Consider the following 16,789-nt stretch of genomic DNA (forward strand, 5'->3'; position numbering starts at 1 on the left):
ATGGTCACATCGCGGAATCCCTGGCCGTCGTAGGCTTTATTGAATGCAGACAGACGTACTTGATGTGGACACTTCACGTCGCCAGATCGTCGACCTGACCGATGCGGTACGCAGGTTCTGCTCCTCGCTGGGCGATGGCCTGTGCAACGTCTTCGTCCCGCACGCGACCGCTGGTGTCGCCGTCATCGAAACCGGTGCCGGCTCCGACGACGACCTGGTGGACACGCTGGAACGGCTGCTGCCCCGCGACGACCGCTACCGGCACGCGCACGGCTCCTACGGCCACGGCGCCGATCACGTGCTGCCGGCGATCGTCTCGCCCTCGGTGACGGTGCCGGTCACCGCGGGCGAGCCGCAGCTGGGCACTTGGCAGAGCGTCGTGCTGGTCGACCTCAACCGTGACAATCCGAAGCGGTCGGTCCGGTTGAGCTTCGTCGAAGGGTAAATGCGAGGCTTAAGCGGGCCGAAATACGACTTCGGCAGCCACGCACCGGCGAATAGGCTGGTGGCGACCGCGACCACGCGCGCGGACATCAAGGACCGGAATTAAGGAAGAAGCGCAAGTGCAGACACACGAGATCAGGAAGCGGTTCCTTGATCATTTCGTGAAGGCGGGTCACACCGAAGTTCCGAGTGCCTCGGTGATCCTTGATGACCCCAACCTGTTGTTCGTCAATGCCGGCATGGTGCAGTTCGTGCCGTTCTTCCTGGGTCAGCGGACCCCGCCGTATGCGACCGCCACCAGCATCCAGAAGTGCATCCGCACCCCGGACATCGACGAGGTGGGCATCACCACCCGGCACAACACCTTCTTCCAGATGGCCGGCAACTTTTCCTTCGGCGACTACTTCAAGCGTCGGGCCATCGAACTAGCCTGGGCGCTGCTGACCAACCCGGTCGACGACGGCGGGTACGGCCTCGACCCGGAAAAACTCTGGGCCACCGTGTATCTCGACGACGACGAAGCCGCGGGGTTGTGGCAGGAAATCGCCGGGCTGCCGGCCGAGCGGATTCAGCGCCGCGGCATGGCCGACAACTACTGGTCGATGGGCATCCCGGGACCGTGCGGGCCGTCGTCGGAGATCTACTACGACCGTGGCCCCGAATTCGGCGTCGGCGGCGGCCCGATCGCCAACGAAGACCGCTACCTCGAGGTGTGGAACCTCGTCTTCATGCAGAACGAGCGCGGCGAGGGCACCTCGAAGGATGACTACGAGATCCTCGGGCCGTTGCCCCGCAAGAACATCGACACCGGCATGGGTGTGGAGCGCATCGCGCTGGTGCTGCAGAACGTGCACAACGTGTACGAGACCGACCTGCTGCGCCCGGTCATCGATCTCGTCGCCGCGCGGGCACCCCGGGGATACGACGTCGGCAACCACCCCGATGATGTCCGCTACCGCATCATCGCCGACCACAGCCGCACCGCCGCGATCCTGATCGGTGACGGCGTCAGCCCCGGCAACGACGGCCGCGGCTACGTATTGCGCCGGCTGCTGCGCCGGGTCATCCGGTCCGCCAAGCTACTGGGCATCGACAGTCCGGTCGTCGGGGACCTGATGGCCACCGTGCGCGACGCGATGGGCCCGTCGTATCCCGAGTTGGTCACCGACTTCGAGCGGATCAATCGGATCGCGGTGGCCGAGGAAACCGCGTTCAACCGCACCCTGGCGTCGGGGTCCAAGCTGTTCGAGGACGTCGCCGATGCCACCAAGTCCGCCGGTACCACGGTGGTCTCCGGCTCCGATGCGTTCACCCTGCACGACACGTACGGGTTCCCGATCGAGCTGACCCTGGAGATGGCGGCCGAATCGGGCCTCAGTGTTGACGAGGCCGGCTTCCGCGAACTGATGGCCGAGCAGCGCCGGCGGGCAAAGGCGGACGCGGCCGCACGCAAGCACGCGCACGCCGACCTGACCGCCTACCGCGAGCTGGTCGACGCCGGCCCGACTGAATTCACCGGCTTTGACGAGTTGACCTCGGAAGCCAAGATTCTCGGCATCTTCGTGGACGGCAAGCGAGTGCCCGTGGTCTCGCACGGCGACACCGCCGAGGCTGACCGGGTCGAGTTGATCCTGGACCGTACCCCGCTGTACGCCGAATCCGGTGGACAGATCGCCGACGCCGGAAGCATCAGCGGCGTCGGGTCCGGCGGCAGCGCCCGGGCGGCGGTCACCGACGTGCAGAAGATCGCCAAGACCCTGCACGCACACCGGGTCAACGTCGAGTCCGGCGAATTCGTCGAGGGCGACACCGTCGTCGCGACGGTCGACCCGGGCTGGCGCAAGGGCGCCACCCAGGGCCACTCCGGTACCCACATGGTGCACGCCGCGCTGCGGCAGGTGTTGGGGCCCAACGCCGTTCAGGCCGGGTCGCTGAACCGGCCGGGGTACCTGCGCTTCGACTTCAACTGGCAGGGGCCGTTGAGCGAGGAACAGCGCACCCAGATCGAGGAGGTCACCAACGAAGCGGTGCAGGCCGACTTCGAGGTGCACACCTTCGAAGAGCAACTCGACAAAGCCAAGGCGATGGGCGCGATGGCGCTGTTCGGCGAGAGCTACCCCGACCGGGTGCGGGTTGTCGAAATCGGCGGACCGTTCTCCCTGGAATTGTGCGGCGGCACCCATGTGCACAACTCGGCGCAGATCGGCCCGGTGACCATCCTGGGCGAGTCGTCCATCGGTTCGGGGGTGCGCCGGGTGGAGGCATACGTCGGGCTGGAGTCCTTCCGACATCTGGCCAAGGAACGCGCGCTGATGGCCGGCCTGGCGTCGTCACTGCGGGTGCCGTCGGAAGAGGTGCCCGCCCGGGTGGCCAGCCTGGTGGAGCGGCTCAAGGCGGCCGAGAAGGAACTCGAACGGGCGCGGTTGGCGAACGCCCGCGCGGCTGCCACCAATGCCGCAGCGGGAGCCGAGCGCATCGGTAACGTCCGGGTGGTGGCGCAGCGCATGTCCAGCGGTATGACGGCGGCGGACCTCCGTTCGCTGGTCGGTGACATCCGCGGCAAGCTCGGCAGCGATCCCGCGGTGGTGGCGCTGATCGCCGAGGGGGAGAGCCAGACCGTTCCATACGCGGTGGCGGCCAACCCCGCCGCCCAGGACCTCGGAATTCGGGCCAACGAACTCATCAAGCAGCTTGCGCTGGCGGTCGAAGGGCGCGGCGGCGGCAAGGCCGATCTGGCCCAGGGCTCCGGGAAGAATCCGACGGGCATCGACGCCGCACTGGACGCGGTCCGGGCAGAGATAGCGCGGGTCGGCTGAGTGGTCGAAACACCGCAGTCACATGGCGGCGACCCGCCGCGACCGGCTTCGCCGCCCTTGCGATCGCCGCAGTCACATGGCGGCGATCCGCCGCGACCGGCTTCGCCGGCCTTGCGATCGCCGCAGTCACATGGCGGCGATCCGCCGCGACCGGCTTCGCCGCCCTTGCGATCGCCGCAGCGTCAGCCTGACCGCCCGGGCGAGTCAGACCCCGGCCGGGGCCGTCGCATCGGAATAGACGTAGGCACCGTGCGCATCGGCGTGGCGGCCAGCGACCCGGACGGCATATTGGCCACCCCGTTGGAGACCGTGCGCCGCGACCGGTCCGGAAAGCATGTCCGCCGGCTGGCCGCCCTGGCCGCGGAGCTGGAGGCGGTCGAGGTGATCGTCGGCCTACCCCGCACGCTGGCCGATCGCATCGGTCAGTCCGCCCAGGACGCCATCGAGGTGGCCGGCGAGCTTGCTGAACGCGTCGCGCCCACGCCGGTGCGGCTCGCCGACGAGCGGTTGACCACCGTCACCGCCCAGCGTTCGCTTCGCGAGGCCGGTGTCCGCGCCAAGCAGCAGCGGTCGGTGATCGACCAGGCCGCCGCGGTGGCGATCCTGCAAGGGTGGCTCGATCAGCGTCGCGCCCTGATCGGTGGGTCCGGCGCGGAAGCCGCCAATGTCTGAGCGCGAGAAGGCCAAGCCGGCGGCGGTGAGCCCGAGCCGGCATCGCAAGTCACGGACCGACCGAAAAAAGCCGAGCGCACCCGCCGCCGGCGGCGGTTCGCCGGGGGTTTCGCGATCGGACTGCTCGTCGTCGTCGTGGTCGCCGCGGTGCTGGTCGGCTCGCAACTGTGGCACATGCTGTCGGGCAACGAGGACGACTTCACCGGCGACGGGAAGCGTGACGTCGTCATTCAGATCCAGGCCGGTGACTCAACCACCGCGGTCGGGCAGACGTTGCTCGAGCGCGGCGTGGTGCGCACGGTGCGGGCGTTCGTCGACGCCGCCCACGGAAATGCCGCGATCACCGCGATACAGCCGGGGTTCTACCGCATGCGCACCGAGATCCCGGCCGCCAATGCCGTCAAGCGGCTGATCGACCCGAACAGCCGGGTGGGCAGGCTGGTGATCCCAGAGGGGCGCCAGCTCGATGACACCACCGACATGAAGACGAACAAGACGACGCCCGGGATATTGACCCTGATCTCCCGGGCCACCTGTGTTGACCTCGACGGCAACGAGCGTTGCGTGTCGGTCGCCGACCTGCGCACCGCGGCCGGCAAAAGCACCCCGGCGGCGCTGCAAGTTCCGGACTGGGCGGTCGAGCCGGTGCGGGAACTCGGCGATGACCACCGGCGCCTGGAAGGCCTGGTCGCGCCGGGCACGTTCAACATCGACCCGGCGGCATCGGCCGAGACGATCCTGGCGAGCCTGATCAACGCGGGCAGCATGTCCTACCTCACGTCCGGACTCGTGGACACGGCCAAGTCGCTGGGCCTGTCGCCCTACGACATCCTGGTGGTGGCGTCGCTGGTGCAGCAGGAAGCCAACGTGGGGGACTTCGCAAAGGTCGCCCAGGTGATCTACAACCGGCTACACGAACACCGCAAGCTCGAGTTCGATTCCACCGTGAACTACCCGCTGGACCGTCGCGAAGTGGCGACCACCGACGCCGACCGGTCGCTCCGGACCCCTTGGAACACCTACATGGCCGAGGGGCTGCCGGCCACGGCGATCTGTTCACCCGGTGTCGACGCGTTGCACGCAGCCGAACATCCCGCGCCCGGTGACTGGTTGTACTTCGTCACCATCGATGCGCAGGGGACGACGCTGTTCACCCGGGACTATCAGCAGCATCTGGCGAACATCGAGCTGGCCAAGCACAACGGTGTCCTCGATTCCTCCCGCTAGTGCCGCTGGAGCCGCTCGTAAAGCGGCCGTGTTGGGCAAGCCGATCGCCCATTCCCGTTCCCCGCTATTGCATCTGGCCGCCTACCGTGCACTGGGACTGACCGACTGGACCTACGAACGCATCGAGTGCGACGCCGAGCAGCTGCCGGAGGTGGTGCGCGGATTCGGGCCGGAATGGGTCGGAGTGTCGGTGACGATGCCCGGCAAGTTCGCCGCCCTGCGGTTCGCCGACGAGCGCACCGGCCGCGCCGAGCAGGTCGGGTCAGCCAACACCCTGGTGCGCACAGCGACCGGCTGGCGGGCCGACAACACCGATATCGATGGCGTGGCCGGGGCGCTCGGGCCACAGCACGGGCATGCGCTGGTGTGCGGCTCGGGCGGCACGGCCCCGGCGGCCGTGGTGGGTCTGGCCACGCTGGGCGTCACCGGTATCACCGTGGTGGCCCGCAATCCGGACAAGGCCTCGCGGTTGGTGGAGCTCGGTGCCCGAGTGGGTGTGGCGACCCGGTACTGCGGTCTCGACGACGCCGGCTTGGCCGGCGAGGTAGCCGCCGCGGCGGTCCTGGTCAGCACCATCCCAGCCGAGGTGGCCGCACGCTACGCCAACACTTTCGCCGCCGTCCCGGTGCTGCTGGACGCCATCTACGACCCGTGGCCCACGCCGCTGGCGGCCGCCGTCGCCGCCGCCGGCGGCCGGGTGGTCAGCGGTCTGCAGATGCTCCTGCACCAGGCGTTTGCGCAGGTCGAGCAGTTCACCGGCCTGCCAGCGCCGCGCGAAGCAATGACTTGCGCCCTGGCGGCAACGGATTAACCTGCCGCTGCATGCGAATCGCAGCGGCGACCCTGGTGCTGGCCTGGATGGCGGTGCTGTGTTGCTTCGACATCCGGCAACGACGGCTGCCCAATGCGCTCACCCTGCCTGGCGCCGGGGTGATCCTGGTCGGCGCGGTGCTGGCTGGTCACAGCGGCCCGGCGCTGGCCGGTGCGGCGGCGCTGACCGCGACATACCTGGTGGTGCACCTGATCGCCCCCGGGTCGATGGGCGCCGGTGACGTGAAGTTGGCGATCGGCCTTGGAGGCCTGGCCGGATGCTTCGGCGCCGACGTGTGGTTCCTCGCGGCGATCGCCGCGCCGCTGCTGACCGCGTCGATCGCGGTGGCCTGCCGCGCACGCGTCGTTCCGCACGGTCCGTCGATGGCGGTCGCCACTGCGGCAGCGGCGGGTTGGGCTCTGCTGGATTAACTGGCGCTCAGTCGTACATGGGAAGATGTTCGGGTGTTGCGCTGGATCACTGCCGGGGAGTCCCACGGCCGCGCGCTGGTAGCCATGGTCGAAGGCATGGTCGCCGGCGTGCACGTCACGTCTACCGAAATCGCTGACCAACTAGCCCGCCGCCGCCTGGGTTACGGGCGCGGAGCGCGGATGAAATTCGAGCGCGACGCCGTGACGATCCTGGCCGGTGTACGCCACGGCAGCACGCTGGGCGGACCCATCGCCGTCGAAATCGGCAACACGGAATGGCCGAAGTGGGAAACCGTGATGGCCGCCGACCCGGTGGACCCCGCCGACCTCGAGAACAGCGCCCGCAACGAACCGTTGACCCGGCCGCGGCCGGGCCACGCCGACTACGCGGGCATGCTCAAGTACGGCTTCGACGACGCCCGGCCCGTGCTGGAGCGGGCCAGCGCCCGCGAGACCGCCGCCCGGGTGGCGGCCGGCACCATCGCGCGGGCATTCCTGCGCCAAGCGCTCGGGGTCGAGGTGCTCTCGCACGTCATCTCGATCGGCGCGTCGGCACCCTACGACGGCCCACCGCCGCGCGCCGAGGACCTGCCCGCGATCGACGCCAGCCCGGTCCGGGCGTATGACGCACAGGCCGAGAAGGCGATGATCGCCGAGATCGAAGCGGCCAAAAAAGACGGCGACACCCTGGGTGGGGTTGTGGAGGTGGTGGCCCTGGGTCTGCCGGTCGGCCTGGGCTCCTTCACCAGCGGCGACAACCGCCTCGACAGCCAACTGGCCGCAGCGGTGATGGGCATCCAAGCGATCAAGGGCGTGGAGATCGGCGACGGTTTCGAGACCGCCCGCCGCCGCGGCAGCCGCGCCCACGACGAGATGTATCCCGGACCCGACGGCGTCGTGCGCTCGACCAATCGCGCCGGGGGACTGGAAGGCGGCATGACCAACGGCCAGCCGCTGCGGGTGCGCGCCGCGATGAAACCGATCTCCACGGTGCCGCGGGCCCTGGCCACCGTCGACATGGCCACCGGTGATGAGGCCGTCGCCATCCACCAGCGCTCCGACGTGTGCGCGGTGCCTGCCGCCGGCGTGGTGGTCGAGATGATGGTGGCGTTGGTGCTGGCCCGCGCGGCGCTGGAGAAGTTCGGCGGCGATTCGCTGGCCGAAACCCGGCGCAACATCGAGGCCTACCAGCGCACGGTTGCCGACCGGGAGGCCCCGGCCGCCCGCGCCGCCGGAAGCTAGCCGCAGATGGCTCCCAGAGCGGTACTCGTGGGCTTACCCGGTTCCGGCAAGTCGACCATCGGACGTCGGCTCGCCAAGGCGCTCGGGGTCGGCATGCTCGACACCGACGCGGCCATCGAGCAGAAGACGGGACGCACCATCGCCGACATCTTCGCCACCGACGGCGAGCAGGAGTTCCGTCGCATCGAAGAAGAGGTGATCCGTGCGGCCCTGGCCGAGCACGACGGTGTGCTGTCGCTGGGCGGGGGAGCGGTCACCAGCCCCGGGGTATGCGCGGCACTGAACGGCCACACCGTCGTCTACCTCGAGATCAGCGCCGCCGAAGGCGTACGGCGCACCGGAGGCAACACCGTGCGTCCCCTGCTGGCCGGGCCGGACCGCGCCGAGAAATTCCGTGAGCTGATGGCCAAGCGCGTTCCGCTGTACCGCCGCGTCGCGACCATCCGGGTGGACACCAACCGCCGCAACCCCGGCGCGGTCGTCCGCTACATCGTGTCGCGGCTGAACACTCAGGTAGAGGCTGCCAAATGACAGAAATAAGCAAACCGGTCACCATCGAGGTGGCCGTCGACCCGCCGTACCCCGTGGTGATCGGCACCGGGTTGCTCGATGAACTCGACGAGCTGCTGGCCGGCCGGCACAAGGTTGCCATCCTGCATCAGCCGGTGCTGACGCAGACCGCGGAGACCATCCGGACCAGGTTGGCAGACAAGGGGATCGACGCACATCGCATCGAGATCCCGGACGCCGAGGCCGGTAAGGACCTGCCCGTCGTGGGTTTCATCTGGGAAGTGTTGGGCCGGATCGGAATCGGCCGCAAGGATGCTTTGGTCAGCCTGGGCGGCGGCGCCGCCACCGATGTCGCCGGATTCGCCGCGGCGACCTGGCTGCGCGGTGTCTCTATCGTGCACGTGCCCACCACGCTGCTCGGCATGGTCGACGCGGCTGTCGGCGGCAAGACCGGCATCAACACCGACGCCGGCAAGAACCTGGTCGGAGCGTTCCATCAACCGCTGGCGGTGCTGGTCGACATTTCGACGCTGAAGACGTTGCCGCACAACGAGATCGTGGCCGGGATGGCCGAGGTGGTGAAGGCCGGGTTCATTGCCGACCCGGTGATCCTGGACCTCATCGAGGCCGACCCGCAGGCGGCACTCGACCCGGAGGGCGACGTGCTACCCGAACTGGTCCGGCGTGCCATCGCCGTCAAGGCGGAAGTCGTCGCGGCCGACGAGAAGGAATCGGAGCTTCGCGAAATCCTCAACTACGGGCACACTTTGGCGCACGCGATCGAACGCCGGGAGCGCTACCGGTGGCGGCACGGTGCCGCTGTGTCGGTGGGCCTGGTCTTCGCCGCCGAGCTTGCCCGGCTCACCGGACGACTCGACGACGAAACCGCACAGCGCCACCGCGCCATCCTCACGTCCCTGGGTCTGCCGGTCAGCTATGACGCCGACGCGCTACCCCAGCTGTTGGAATACATGGCCGGGGACAAAAAGACCCGCGCCGGTGTGCTGCGGTTCGTGGTCCTGGACGGGCTGGCCAAGCCGGGCCGGTTGGTCGGGCCCGACCCGGGCCTGCTGGTGACGGCCTACGCGGGAGTGTGCGCGCCATGACGCGCCCACGACGATGCAGAGCGCGGCGATGCGGAGGAGTGGCGCCATGAGTTCGAGCGTAAACGTGTTCAACGGCCCGAACCTCGGTCGCCTGGGCCAGCGCGAGCCCGCCGTCTACGGCAGCACCACCCACGACGAATTGGCCGCCCTGATCGAGCGCGAAGCCGCCGACCTCGGCCTCAAAGCCATTGTGCGGCAAACCGATAGCGAAGCCGAACTGCTGGACTGGATCCACCGCGCGGCCGATGCCTCCGAACCGGTGATACTCAACGCCGGCGGCCTCACCCACACGTCGGTGGCGCTGCGCGACGCTTGCGCCGAGCTGAGCGGGCCACTGATCGAGGTGCACATCTCAAATGTGTATGCGCGGGAGGAGTTCCGGCGCCACTCCTACCTGAGTCCGGTCGCCACCGGGGTCATCGTGGGCCTGGGCGTCCAGGGCTACCTATTGGCCCTGCGCTACCTGGCCGCTACTCGGTAGATTTCTTGTGCGGCCTGGTCGCCTCGTCCAGGTTGAGCACCTCGGTCTTGGCCTCGCTGCTGTCGCCGGTGCGGATCACCTCGGTTTTGTCTTCGCTGCCGCGGTCGCCGGTGCGAATGACCTGGGTCGGCTCATCGCGTTCGGCGGTGGCCACCGGCGACGTGCGCTCTTCGGTCTGGGCGCCGCCCTGCGACTGCCGCGGGATCTCACCCGTCGGGCTTTCGTCCTCACGCACTGCGGAGAACACGTCGGTGTCCTGGCGGTCATGTGAGCCGTCGTGCTTCTCCGGCGGCGGGGCTTTGCGGTCGATTCGCCAGCGGCCGACCGCCACGCCCAGGATGCCGAACACGAACACGAGCAGGGCGGTGAACGCTGCGAAAGTGGTTAGCTCGTTGAGCAACCCGCCGGTGTAGATGCCCTTGTAGAACAGCGCGATGATCCACGCCACCAGGCCGCTGACCAACCCCGCCACCAGGCCGGCCAGCAGCCAGATCATCGCGAGGTCCTCACGTCGGTCCGGGTCCGGGTTGGATTTGGCGTCGGCGCGGCCGTCGCGCAAGCCCCACAGGACGGACGCGATCACGAAGAGCGTCAGGAGCACAATGCTGATCAGCGCAGACTGCGTCTGCCACGCGTTGATCAGCGCCCCTTGGAAAAGGCGAAGAACGACCATCGCGGCGGCAAAGACCAATCCACGCAGCATCCACTTGTTCATGGGCAAACAGCGTAGCGAGTACCGTCAAGGGTCGTGACACATTCCCAGCGTCGACACAACCTCAAAGCCAAAATCCATGCCGCCGGACTAGACGCGATGCTGGTCACGGACCTGATAAATGTGCGGTATCTATCCGGATTCAGCGGATCCAACGGCGCGTTGCTGGTGTTTGCCGACGATCGGGAGGCCGTATTGGCCACCGATGGGCGCTATCGCACCCAGGCGGCGCAGCAGGCGCCCGATTTGGAAGTGGCCATCGAGCGGGCCGTGGGCCGGCATCTGGCGGGCCGCGCCGGGCAGGACGGGGTGGGGAAACTCGGTTACGAGAGCCATGTCGTCACGGTGGACGGCATGGACGCGTTGTCCGCGGCTTTGGAGGGACACAACACCGAGCTGGTTCGCGCGTCGGGCACCGTAGAGACGCTGCGGGAGGTCAAAGACGCCGGTGAGCTCGCACTTCTGCGCCTGGCGTGTGAGGCGGCCGACGCGGCCCTGACCGATCTGATCGAGCGCGGCGGACTGCGGCCGGGTCGCACCGAACGCGAGGTCAGCCGCCAGCTGGAGAATCTGATGCTCGATCACGGCGCCGATGCGATCTCGTTCGAGACGATCGTGGCGGCCGGGCCGAATTCCGCGATTCCGCACCATCGGCCCACCGACGCGGTGCTTGCCTCGGGTGATTTCGTCAAGATCGACTTCGGCGCCCTGGTGGCCGGCTATCACTCCGACATGACCCGGACGTTCGTGCTGGGCAACGCCGCCGACTGGCAGCTAGAGATCTACGAGCTGGTGGCCGAAGCGCAACGGGCCGGCCGGGAAGCCCTGCATCCGGGCGCTGAACTGCGTGACGTCGACGGTGCGGCGCGGAAGATGATCGCCGACGCGGGATACGGCGAGCACTTCGGCCACGGTCTGGGGCACGGAGTCGGCCTGCAGATCCACGAAGCGCCAGGCATCGGGGCAACCTCCGCCGGTACACTACTTGCGGGCTCCGTGGTGACAGTGGAGCCCGGCGTCTATCTACCCGGCCGCGGCGGTGTCCGCATCGAGGACACGCTGGTGGTGCCAAGTAGGACGTCGGCTACCTCGCAGACCACCGGGCAGACCCCGGAATTGTTGACCCGGTTCCCGAAGGAACTGGCCATCTTGTAGGAGATATAGAAGAACGTGGCGACCACTGCTGACTTCAAGAACGGACTTGTCCTGGTCATCGACGGCCAGTTGTGGACGATCACCGAGTTCCAGCACGTCAAACCCGGCAAGGGGCCGGCTTTCGTGCGCACCAAGCTGAAGAATGTGCTGTCCGGCAAGGTCGTGGACAAGACCTACAACGCGGGAGTCAAGGTCGACACCGCCACCGTCGACCGGCGCGACACCACCTATCTGTACCGCGACGGCTCGGACTTCGTGTTCATGGACAGCGAGGACTACGAACAGCACCCGCTGCCGGAGTCGCTGGTCGGCGACGCAGCGCGGTTCCTGCTGGAAGGGCTGCCCGTACAGGTGGCCTTCCACAACGGAGCACCGCTCTACATCGAACTGCCGGTCTCCGTCGAGCTCGTCGTCTCACACACCGAGCCGGGCCTGCAGGGGGACCGCTCCAGCGCGGGCACCAAGCCCGCCACGGTGGAAACGGGAGCCGAGATCCAGGTGCCGCTGTTCATCAACACCGGCGACAAGCTCAAGGTGGACACCCGCGACGGCAGCTACCTGGGTCGGGTCAACACCTGACATGCCGGAGGGGAAAGCGAGTAAGCCTGGCCGGCGGTCACAGCCCCTGAAGGGCCGGCACAGCGCGCGCAAGCGTGCGGTCGACTTGCTCTTCGAGTCCGAGGCGCGCGGGATGAGCCCGGTCGAGCTGGTCGATCTGCGTACCGCGCTCGCCGAATCCAATCCAGATGTGGCTCCGCTGCATCCCTACACGGCCGGCGTAGCGCGTGGGGTGGCCGAGCATGCCGCCCACATCGACGAGCTGATCACCTCGCACCTGCAGGCCTGGACGCTGGACCGCCTGCCGGCGGTGGATCGCGCAATTCTGCGGGTTGCGGTGTGGGAGCTGCTTTATGCCGAGGACGTGCCGGAACCGGTCGCCGTCGACGAGGCGGTGGAGCTGGCCAAGGAGTTGTCGACCGACGACTCACCCGGCTTCATCAACGGGGTGCTGGGCCAGGTCATGCTGGTAACGCCGCAGATCCGCGCGGCGGCCCAAGCGGTGCGTGGAGCGGGTTCATGACACGCCTCGAGCTGCGTGTGGTCATCGCCGTCCTGGCGGCCGTTGCGGTGGTGGTCGGCGCGGTGGTCAGCGCCGCATTCGGGTGGACGATCGTTGCCTCGGTGCTGGCGATCTTCGCGCTCGGTGTGGGCGCCCTGGTGTATCACACGATCGAACGCCTGATCCTGGCCCGCCGCATCAGTACGGTGCGCACCGCTGCCAAACCGCTGCAGCCACTGTTGCCGGTGATGGCCGCCATCATGGGCCTCACCCAGGGGGTGGTCCGCTCGCTGAGTGACGTCACCGATCTACCCGGACGGCGCTGGGAACTTCCGCAACTGCCGATGCTCAAGTGGGTGGAGAACTCGCTCGGCAACCGCGGCGACAAGCAGATCGTCGACAGCGACGACGACGCTCCTGGCCAGTCGCTGTAGCAAGCTGACACAAGGCCGCACTGTCCCACTCGGGCCAACGACCGGTGGCGCGGGCATCTCGGTCCCGGCAGGCAACTGCGCAGCGGTGCAACGCCGGCATGACGCCGGCACGACGGCTCCCTGAAACGAACAAGGCTTGGCCACGGCGGTGTGCGCGGGGTGTAAATCAAACCCGAAGAAAAGCTCGTGCGGTGAGCGAGGGGGAGACACAATAGCGACGTGATGGAAAGCTGTCGGCAATGATGCTGAGCAGAGCGAGCGCCGCGTTCGTCGCGGCATTCGCCATCACGGCGCTGGCAGCGCCCGGGCCGACGGCGCACGCCGACGGCCTCGAGTTTTTCCAGACGCCGTCGGGAAACATCGGTTGCGGCATCGGGCCGATGGAAGGCTCGGCCTTCGCCGGCTGCGAGATCCGTGAGCACTCCTACCCACTGCCGCCGCGCCCGAGCCCGTGCATGGGCGCGTGGGGCAGCCGGATCAGCATGCACCAGGGCGCCCCAGCCCAAATGACTTGTCACAGCGACACAATTCTGGGCACCGGCTACCCGGTGCTGCAGTACGGTCAAAGCCGGTCATTCAACTCGATAACGTGCGAGAGCCAGGAGTCCGGCATCACCTGCACGGATCACAGCACCGGCCACTATTTCCGTCTTTCCCGCGATGCTTACGAACTGCACTGACGCCGAAGGGTGATACATGACCAGATACAACGCCCGTCCGCGGCGACTTCGCGTCTCGGCACTGGCCGCGGTGGCCAACCCGTCGTACACACGGATCGACACCTGGAACCTGCTCGATGACGCCTGCCGTCACCTCGCCGAGGTCGACCTGGCCGGCCTGGACAAGTCCCACGACCTCGCCAAGGTAAAGCGGTTGATGGACCGCATCGCCGCCTACGAGCGGTACTGGCTGTACCCGGGCGCGGACAACCTGGCGACATTCCGCTCACATCTGGAGAGCCTGTCGACCGTGCGTCTGGCCGAAGAGGTGTCCCAGGCCGTCCGGCTGCTGTCCGAATACGGTGACCGCACAGCGCTATTCGACCTTTCGGCGCCACTGGCCGACCAGGAGCTGGTGGCCCAGGCCAAGCAGCAGCAGTTCTACACCGTGTTGCTGGCCGACGATTCCCCGTGCACCGCTCCGGATTGCCTGGTCGACGCGCTGCGCCAACTGCGCAACGCGGCCGAGGACATCCAGTTCGAGATCCTGGTCGCGCCGAGCGTCGAGGACGCTATCACCGCGGTGGCGCTCAACGGCGAGATCCAGGCCGCGATCATCCGCCACGATCTGCCGTTGCGCTCGCGCGACCGGGTACCGCTGATGAACACGCTGCTCGGCGCCAACGACGACATACCGGTGTCCGACCGCACGCACGACTGGGTCGAATGCGGCGAGTGGATCCGCGAACTGCGGCCGCACATCGACCTGTACCTGCTCACCGACGAATCGATCGCCGCCGGCGGCGACGATGAGCCCGACGTCTACGACCGCACCTTCTATCGGCTCAACGATGTGACGGACCTGCACAGCACCGTGATCGCCGGGCTGCGAAACCGGTTCTCCACACCGTTTTTCGACGCCCTGCGCGCCTATGCCGCGGCACCGGTCGGCCAGTTCCACGCGCTGCCGGTTGCCCGTGGTGCCAGCGTCTTCAACTCGAAGTCGTTGCAGGACATGGGCGAGTTCTACGGACGCAACATCTTCATGGCCGAAACGTCCACCACCTCAGGCGGTTTGGACTCACTGCTCGACCCGCACGGCAACATCAAGAAGGCGATGGACAAAGCCGCGGTGACGTGGAATGCCAACCACACCTACTTCGTCACCAACGGGACCTCCACCGCCAACAAGATTGTGGTGCAGTCGTTGACCCGGCCCGGCGACATCGTGCTGATCGACCGCAACTGCCACAAGTCGCACCACTACGGGCTGGTGCTGGCGGGCGCCTACCCGCGGTACCTGGAGTCCTACGCGCTGCCGCAGTTCGCGATCTACGGGGCGGTCCCGCTGAGCACCATCAAGAAGGCGCTGCTGGACCTCGAAGCGGCCGGGCAGCTGGACAAGGTCCGCATGCTGCTGCTGACCAATTGCATCTTCGACGGCGTCGTCTACAACCCGCGGCAGGTGATGGAAGAGGTGCTGGCGATCAAGCCAGACATCTGCTTCCTGTGGGATGAGGCGTGGTTCGCGTTCGCCACCGCGGTGCCCTGGGCCCGGCAGCGCACCGCCATGGTGTCGGCCGAGAAGCTCGAACAGATGCTGGACTCCCCGCAATACGCCCAGGAGTACCGGCTGTGGGCCGCGGCGATGGAGGGCATTCCGCGTTCGGAATGGGTCAACCACCGGCTGCTGCCCGACCCCGACAAGGCGCGGGTGCGGGTGTATGCGACGCATTCGACGCACAAGTCACTCTCGGCCTTTCGGCAGGCGTCGATGATCCATGTGCGCGACCAGGACTTCAACGCCCGCGCCCGCGACGCCTTCGGCGAGGCGTTCCTGACCCACACCTCGACCTCCCCGAACCAGCAGCTGCTGGCGTCTTTGGATTTGGCTCGGCGCCAGGTCGACATCGAGGGTTTCCAGTTGGTCCGGCAGGTCTACGACATGGCGCTGGTATTCCGGCACCGGGTCCGCAAAGACCGGTTGATCAGCAAGTGGTTCCGCATCCTCGACGAGTCCGATCTGGTGCCGGAGGAATACCGGGCTTCGCACGTCAGCTCGTATCGCGAAGTGCGCCAAGGCGCCCTCGACGAGTGGAACGAGGCCTGGCGATCCGACCAGTTCGTGCTGGACCCGACCAGGGTCACGCTGTTTCTCGGCAAGACCGGCATGAACGGCTACGACTTCCGCGAGAAGATCCTGATGGACCGGTTCGGCATCCAGATCAACAAGACCTCGATCAACAGCGTCCTGCTGATCTTCACCATCGGCGTGACCTGGTCGAGCGTTCACCATCTGCTCGACGTGCTGCGCCGGGTGGCCACCGACTTCGACCGGACCAAGGAGGCCGCGAGTGCGGCCGACTGGGCGCTGCACGAGCGCCGCGTCGAGGAGATCACCGAGGATCTGCCGCACCTGCCCGATTTCAGCGAGTTCGACGTCGCGTTCCGCCCCGCCGAAGGCAGTGTGTACGGCGATACCCGGTCCGCGTTCTATGCCGGCTACGAGGAATCGGACCGCGAGTACGTGCTCATCGGCACGGCCGGACGCCGGATTGCCGAGGGAAAGACGTTGGTGTCCACCACGTTTGTGGTTCCTTATCCGCCGGGCTTCCCCGTGTTGGTGCCGGGCCAGGTGGTCTCCAAGGAGATCGTGTATTTCCTGGCTCAGCTCGACGTCAAAGAGATCCACGGCTACAACCACGAGCTGGGACTGTCGGTCTTCACCCAGGAGGCGCTGACGCGGATGGAGGCGCAGCGCAAGGCGGTGACGCGTGCCAAGGTGTCCGGCAACGGATCCGAGCCGTCGCGGGCGCCCGAGGCGCCGATGGTGGCGAACGAACACACCGTCCAGGTGAACTGAGACCGGGTCGGCTGTCACCCGCATTAGTTTCAGCGCGATCAGAACTGCGGGTGTGGGTCCGGGGTGGCGCAATAACCCGTCGAGACCCCGATATCGCAGGTAACGCACGACGGAGCCCGGCGCAATAGGCCGGACCCTCAGCAGCGCTGCGATCGGTCCCTACTTT

At 67.5% G+C, this 16,789-nt stretch carries 16 protein-coding genes and 1 pseudogene; 16 read left to right on the forward strand and 1 reads right to left on the reverse strand.

Annotated features, from left to right (window positions below; genetic code table 11):
- Positions 1–43 precede the first annotated feature (43 nt).
- The 10 genes and pseudogenes from BN972_RS09135 (at position 44) to aroQ (ending at position 9,740) form a co-directional block, all read left to right on the forward strand.
- Entirely contained in the window at positions 44–445 is a 402-nt protein-coding gene (locus tag BN972_RS09135; protein ID WP_036355241.1) for a secondary thiamine-phosphate synthase enzyme YjbQ, read from the forward strand.
- A gap of 118 nt (positions 446–563) precedes the next feature.
- Positions 564–3,260, forward strand: a complete 2,697-nt coding sequence (alaS, locus tag BN972_RS09140; protein ID WP_036355242.1) for an alanine--tRNA ligase — start codon at positions 564–566, stop codon at positions 3,258–3,260.
- A gap of 165 nt (positions 3,261–3,425) precedes the next feature.
- A complete protein-coding gene (gene ruvX / locus BN972_RS09145) occupies positions 3,426–3,932 on the forward strand; it encodes a Holliday junction resolvase RuvX (RefSeq protein ID WP_036357097.1) in 507 nt (168 codons plus the stop codon).
- Positions 3,925–5,159: pseudogene (gene mltG, locus BN972_RS09150) on the forward strand (endolytic transglycosylase MltG). The gene ruvX and the pseudogene mltG overlap by 8 nt, the downstream one beginning before the upstream one ends.
- On the forward strand, positions 5,146–5,970 hold the full coding sequence (locus BN972_RS09155; RefSeq protein ID WP_036357099.1) for a shikimate dehydrogenase: 825 nt from the start codon (positions 5,146–5,148) through the stop codon (positions 5,968–5,970). The pseudogene mltG and the gene BN972_RS09155 overlap by 14 nt, the downstream one beginning before the upstream one ends.
- A gap of 11 nt (positions 5,971–5,981) precedes the next feature.
- Positions 5,982–6,401 carry an A24 family peptidase gene (locus BN972_RS09160; protein ID WP_036355243.1) on the forward strand — a complete coding sequence of 140 codons (420 nt, stop codon included), beginning with the start codon at positions 5,982–5,984 and terminating at the stop codon, positions 6,399–6,401.
- 33 nt (positions 6,402–6,434) lie between these two features.
- Positions 6,435–7,643 (forward strand): chorismate synthase, encoded by a 1,209-nt coding sequence (gene aroC, locus BN972_RS09165; protein WP_036355244.1) that lies wholly within the window; start codon positions 6,435–6,437, stop codon positions 7,641–7,643.
- Positions 7,644–7,649: 6 nt separating this feature from the next.
- Entirely contained in the window at positions 7,650–8,174 is a 525-nt protein-coding gene (locus BN972_RS09170) for a shikimate kinase (RefSeq protein ID WP_036355246.1), read from the forward strand.
- Entirely contained in the window at positions 8,171–9,259 is a 1,089-nt protein-coding gene (gene aroB, locus BN972_RS09175; RefSeq protein WP_036355247.1) for a 3-dehydroquinate synthase, read from the forward strand. Before BN972_RS09170 ends, aroB begins: the two co-directional genes overlap by 4 nt.
- Before the next feature lie 46 nt (positions 9,260–9,305).
- Positions 9,306–9,740, forward strand: coding sequence for a type II 3-dehydroquinate dehydratase (aroQ, locus tag BN972_RS09180; protein ID WP_036355249.1), 435 nt, complete (start codon positions 9,306–9,308; stop codon positions 9,738–9,740).
- On the opposite strand, the gene BN972_RS31345 is transcribed toward aroQ, so the two are convergent.
- On the reverse strand, positions 9,730–10,455 hold the full coding sequence (locus BN972_RS31345; protein ID WP_036355251.1) for a B-4DMT family transporter: 726 nt from the start codon (positions 10,453–10,455) through the stop codon (positions 9,730–9,732). The two genes, aroQ and BN972_RS31345, sit on opposite strands and share 11 nt — an antisense overlap.
- 33 nt (positions 10,456–10,488) lie before the next feature.
- Between BN972_RS31345 and BN972_RS09190 the strand changes: the two genes are divergently transcribed.
- From BN972_RS09190 to BN972_RS09215, 6 genes are all read left to right on the forward strand, one after another.
- Positions 10,489–11,607 (forward strand): M24 family metallopeptidase, encoded by a 1,119-nt coding sequence (locus BN972_RS09190; RefSeq protein ID WP_036355253.1) that lies wholly within the window; start codon positions 10,489–10,491, stop codon positions 11,605–11,607.
- 15 nt (positions 11,608–11,622) lie between these two features.
- Positions 11,623–12,186, forward strand: coding sequence for an elongation factor P (gene efp, locus BN972_RS09195; RefSeq protein ID WP_036355256.1), 564 nt, complete (start codon positions 11,623–11,625; stop codon positions 12,184–12,186).
- Between the two features lies 1 nt (position 12,187).
- A complete protein-coding gene (gene nusB / locus BN972_RS09200) occupies positions 12,188–12,688 on the forward strand; it encodes a transcription antitermination factor NusB (protein ID WP_051545171.1) in 501 nt (166 codons plus the stop codon).
- Positions 12,685–13,101, forward strand: coding sequence for a hypothetical protein (locus BN972_RS09205; RefSeq protein ID WP_036355258.1), 417 nt, complete (start codon positions 12,685–12,687; stop codon positions 13,099–13,101). Before nusB ends, BN972_RS09205 begins: the two co-directional genes overlap by 4 nt.
- A 239-nt stretch (positions 13,102–13,340) precedes the next feature.
- Positions 13,341–13,781, forward strand: coding sequence for a DUF6636 domain-containing protein (locus BN972_RS09210; protein WP_051545172.1), 441 nt, complete (start codon positions 13,341–13,343; stop codon positions 13,779–13,781).
- A 16-nt stretch (positions 13,782–13,797) separates the two neighbouring features.
- The gene (locus BN972_RS09215; protein WP_080696747.1) at positions 13,798–16,623 is read left to right on the forward strand and encodes an aminotransferase class I/II-fold pyridoxal phosphate-dependent enzyme; all 2,826 of its coding nucleotides are present in this window, start codon (positions 13,798–13,800) and stop codon (positions 16,621–16,623) included.
- Positions 16,624–16,789: the final 166 nt, after the last annotated feature.

This window comes from Mycobacterium asiaticum DSM 44297, assembly GCF_000613245.1.
Taxonomy (GTDB): Bacteria; Actinomycetota; Actinomycetes; order Mycobacteriales; family Mycobacteriaceae; genus Mycobacterium; species Mycobacterium asiaticum.

Bases quoted from the DNA above. Each gene is read 5' to 3' on its own strand.
- BN972_RS09135 (WP_036355241.1), top strand. From the start codon at position 44: ATGCAGACAGACGTACTTGATGTGGACACTTCACGTCGCCAGATCGTC.
- BN972_RS09160 (WP_036355243.1), top strand. From the start codon at position 5,982: ATGCGAATCGCAGCGGCGACCCTGGTGCTGGCCTGGATGGCGGTGCTG.
- BN972_RS09170 (WP_036355246.1), top strand. From the start codon at position 7,650: ATGGCTCCCAGAGCGGTACTCGTGGGCTTACCCGGTTCCGGCAAGTCG.
- aroB (WP_036355247.1), top strand. From the start codon at position 8,171: ATGACAGAAATAAGCAAACCGGTCACCATCGAGGTGGCCGTCGACCCG.
- aroQ (WP_036355249.1), top strand. From the start codon at position 9,306: ATGAGTTCGAGCGTAAACGTGTTCAACGGCCCGAACCTCGGTCGCCTG.
- BN972_RS31345 (WP_036355251.1), bottom strand. From the start codon at position 10,455: ATGAACAAGTGGATGCTGCGTGGATTGGTCTTTGCCGCCGCGATGGTC.
- nusB (WP_051545171.1), top strand. From the start codon at position 12,188: ATGCCGGAGGGGAAAGCGAGTAAGCCTGGCCGGCGGTCACAGCCCCTG.
- BN972_RS09205 (WP_036355258.1), top strand. From the start codon at position 12,685: ATGACACGCCTCGAGCTGCGTGTGGTCATCGCCGTCCTGGCGGCCGTT.
- BN972_RS09210 (WP_051545172.1), top strand. From the start codon at position 13,341: ATGATGCTGAGCAGAGCGAGCGCCGCGTTCGTCGCGGCATTCGCCATC.
- BN972_RS09215 (WP_080696747.1), top strand. From the start codon at position 13,798: ATGACCAGATACAACGCCCGTCCGCGGCGACTTCGCGTCTCGGCACTG.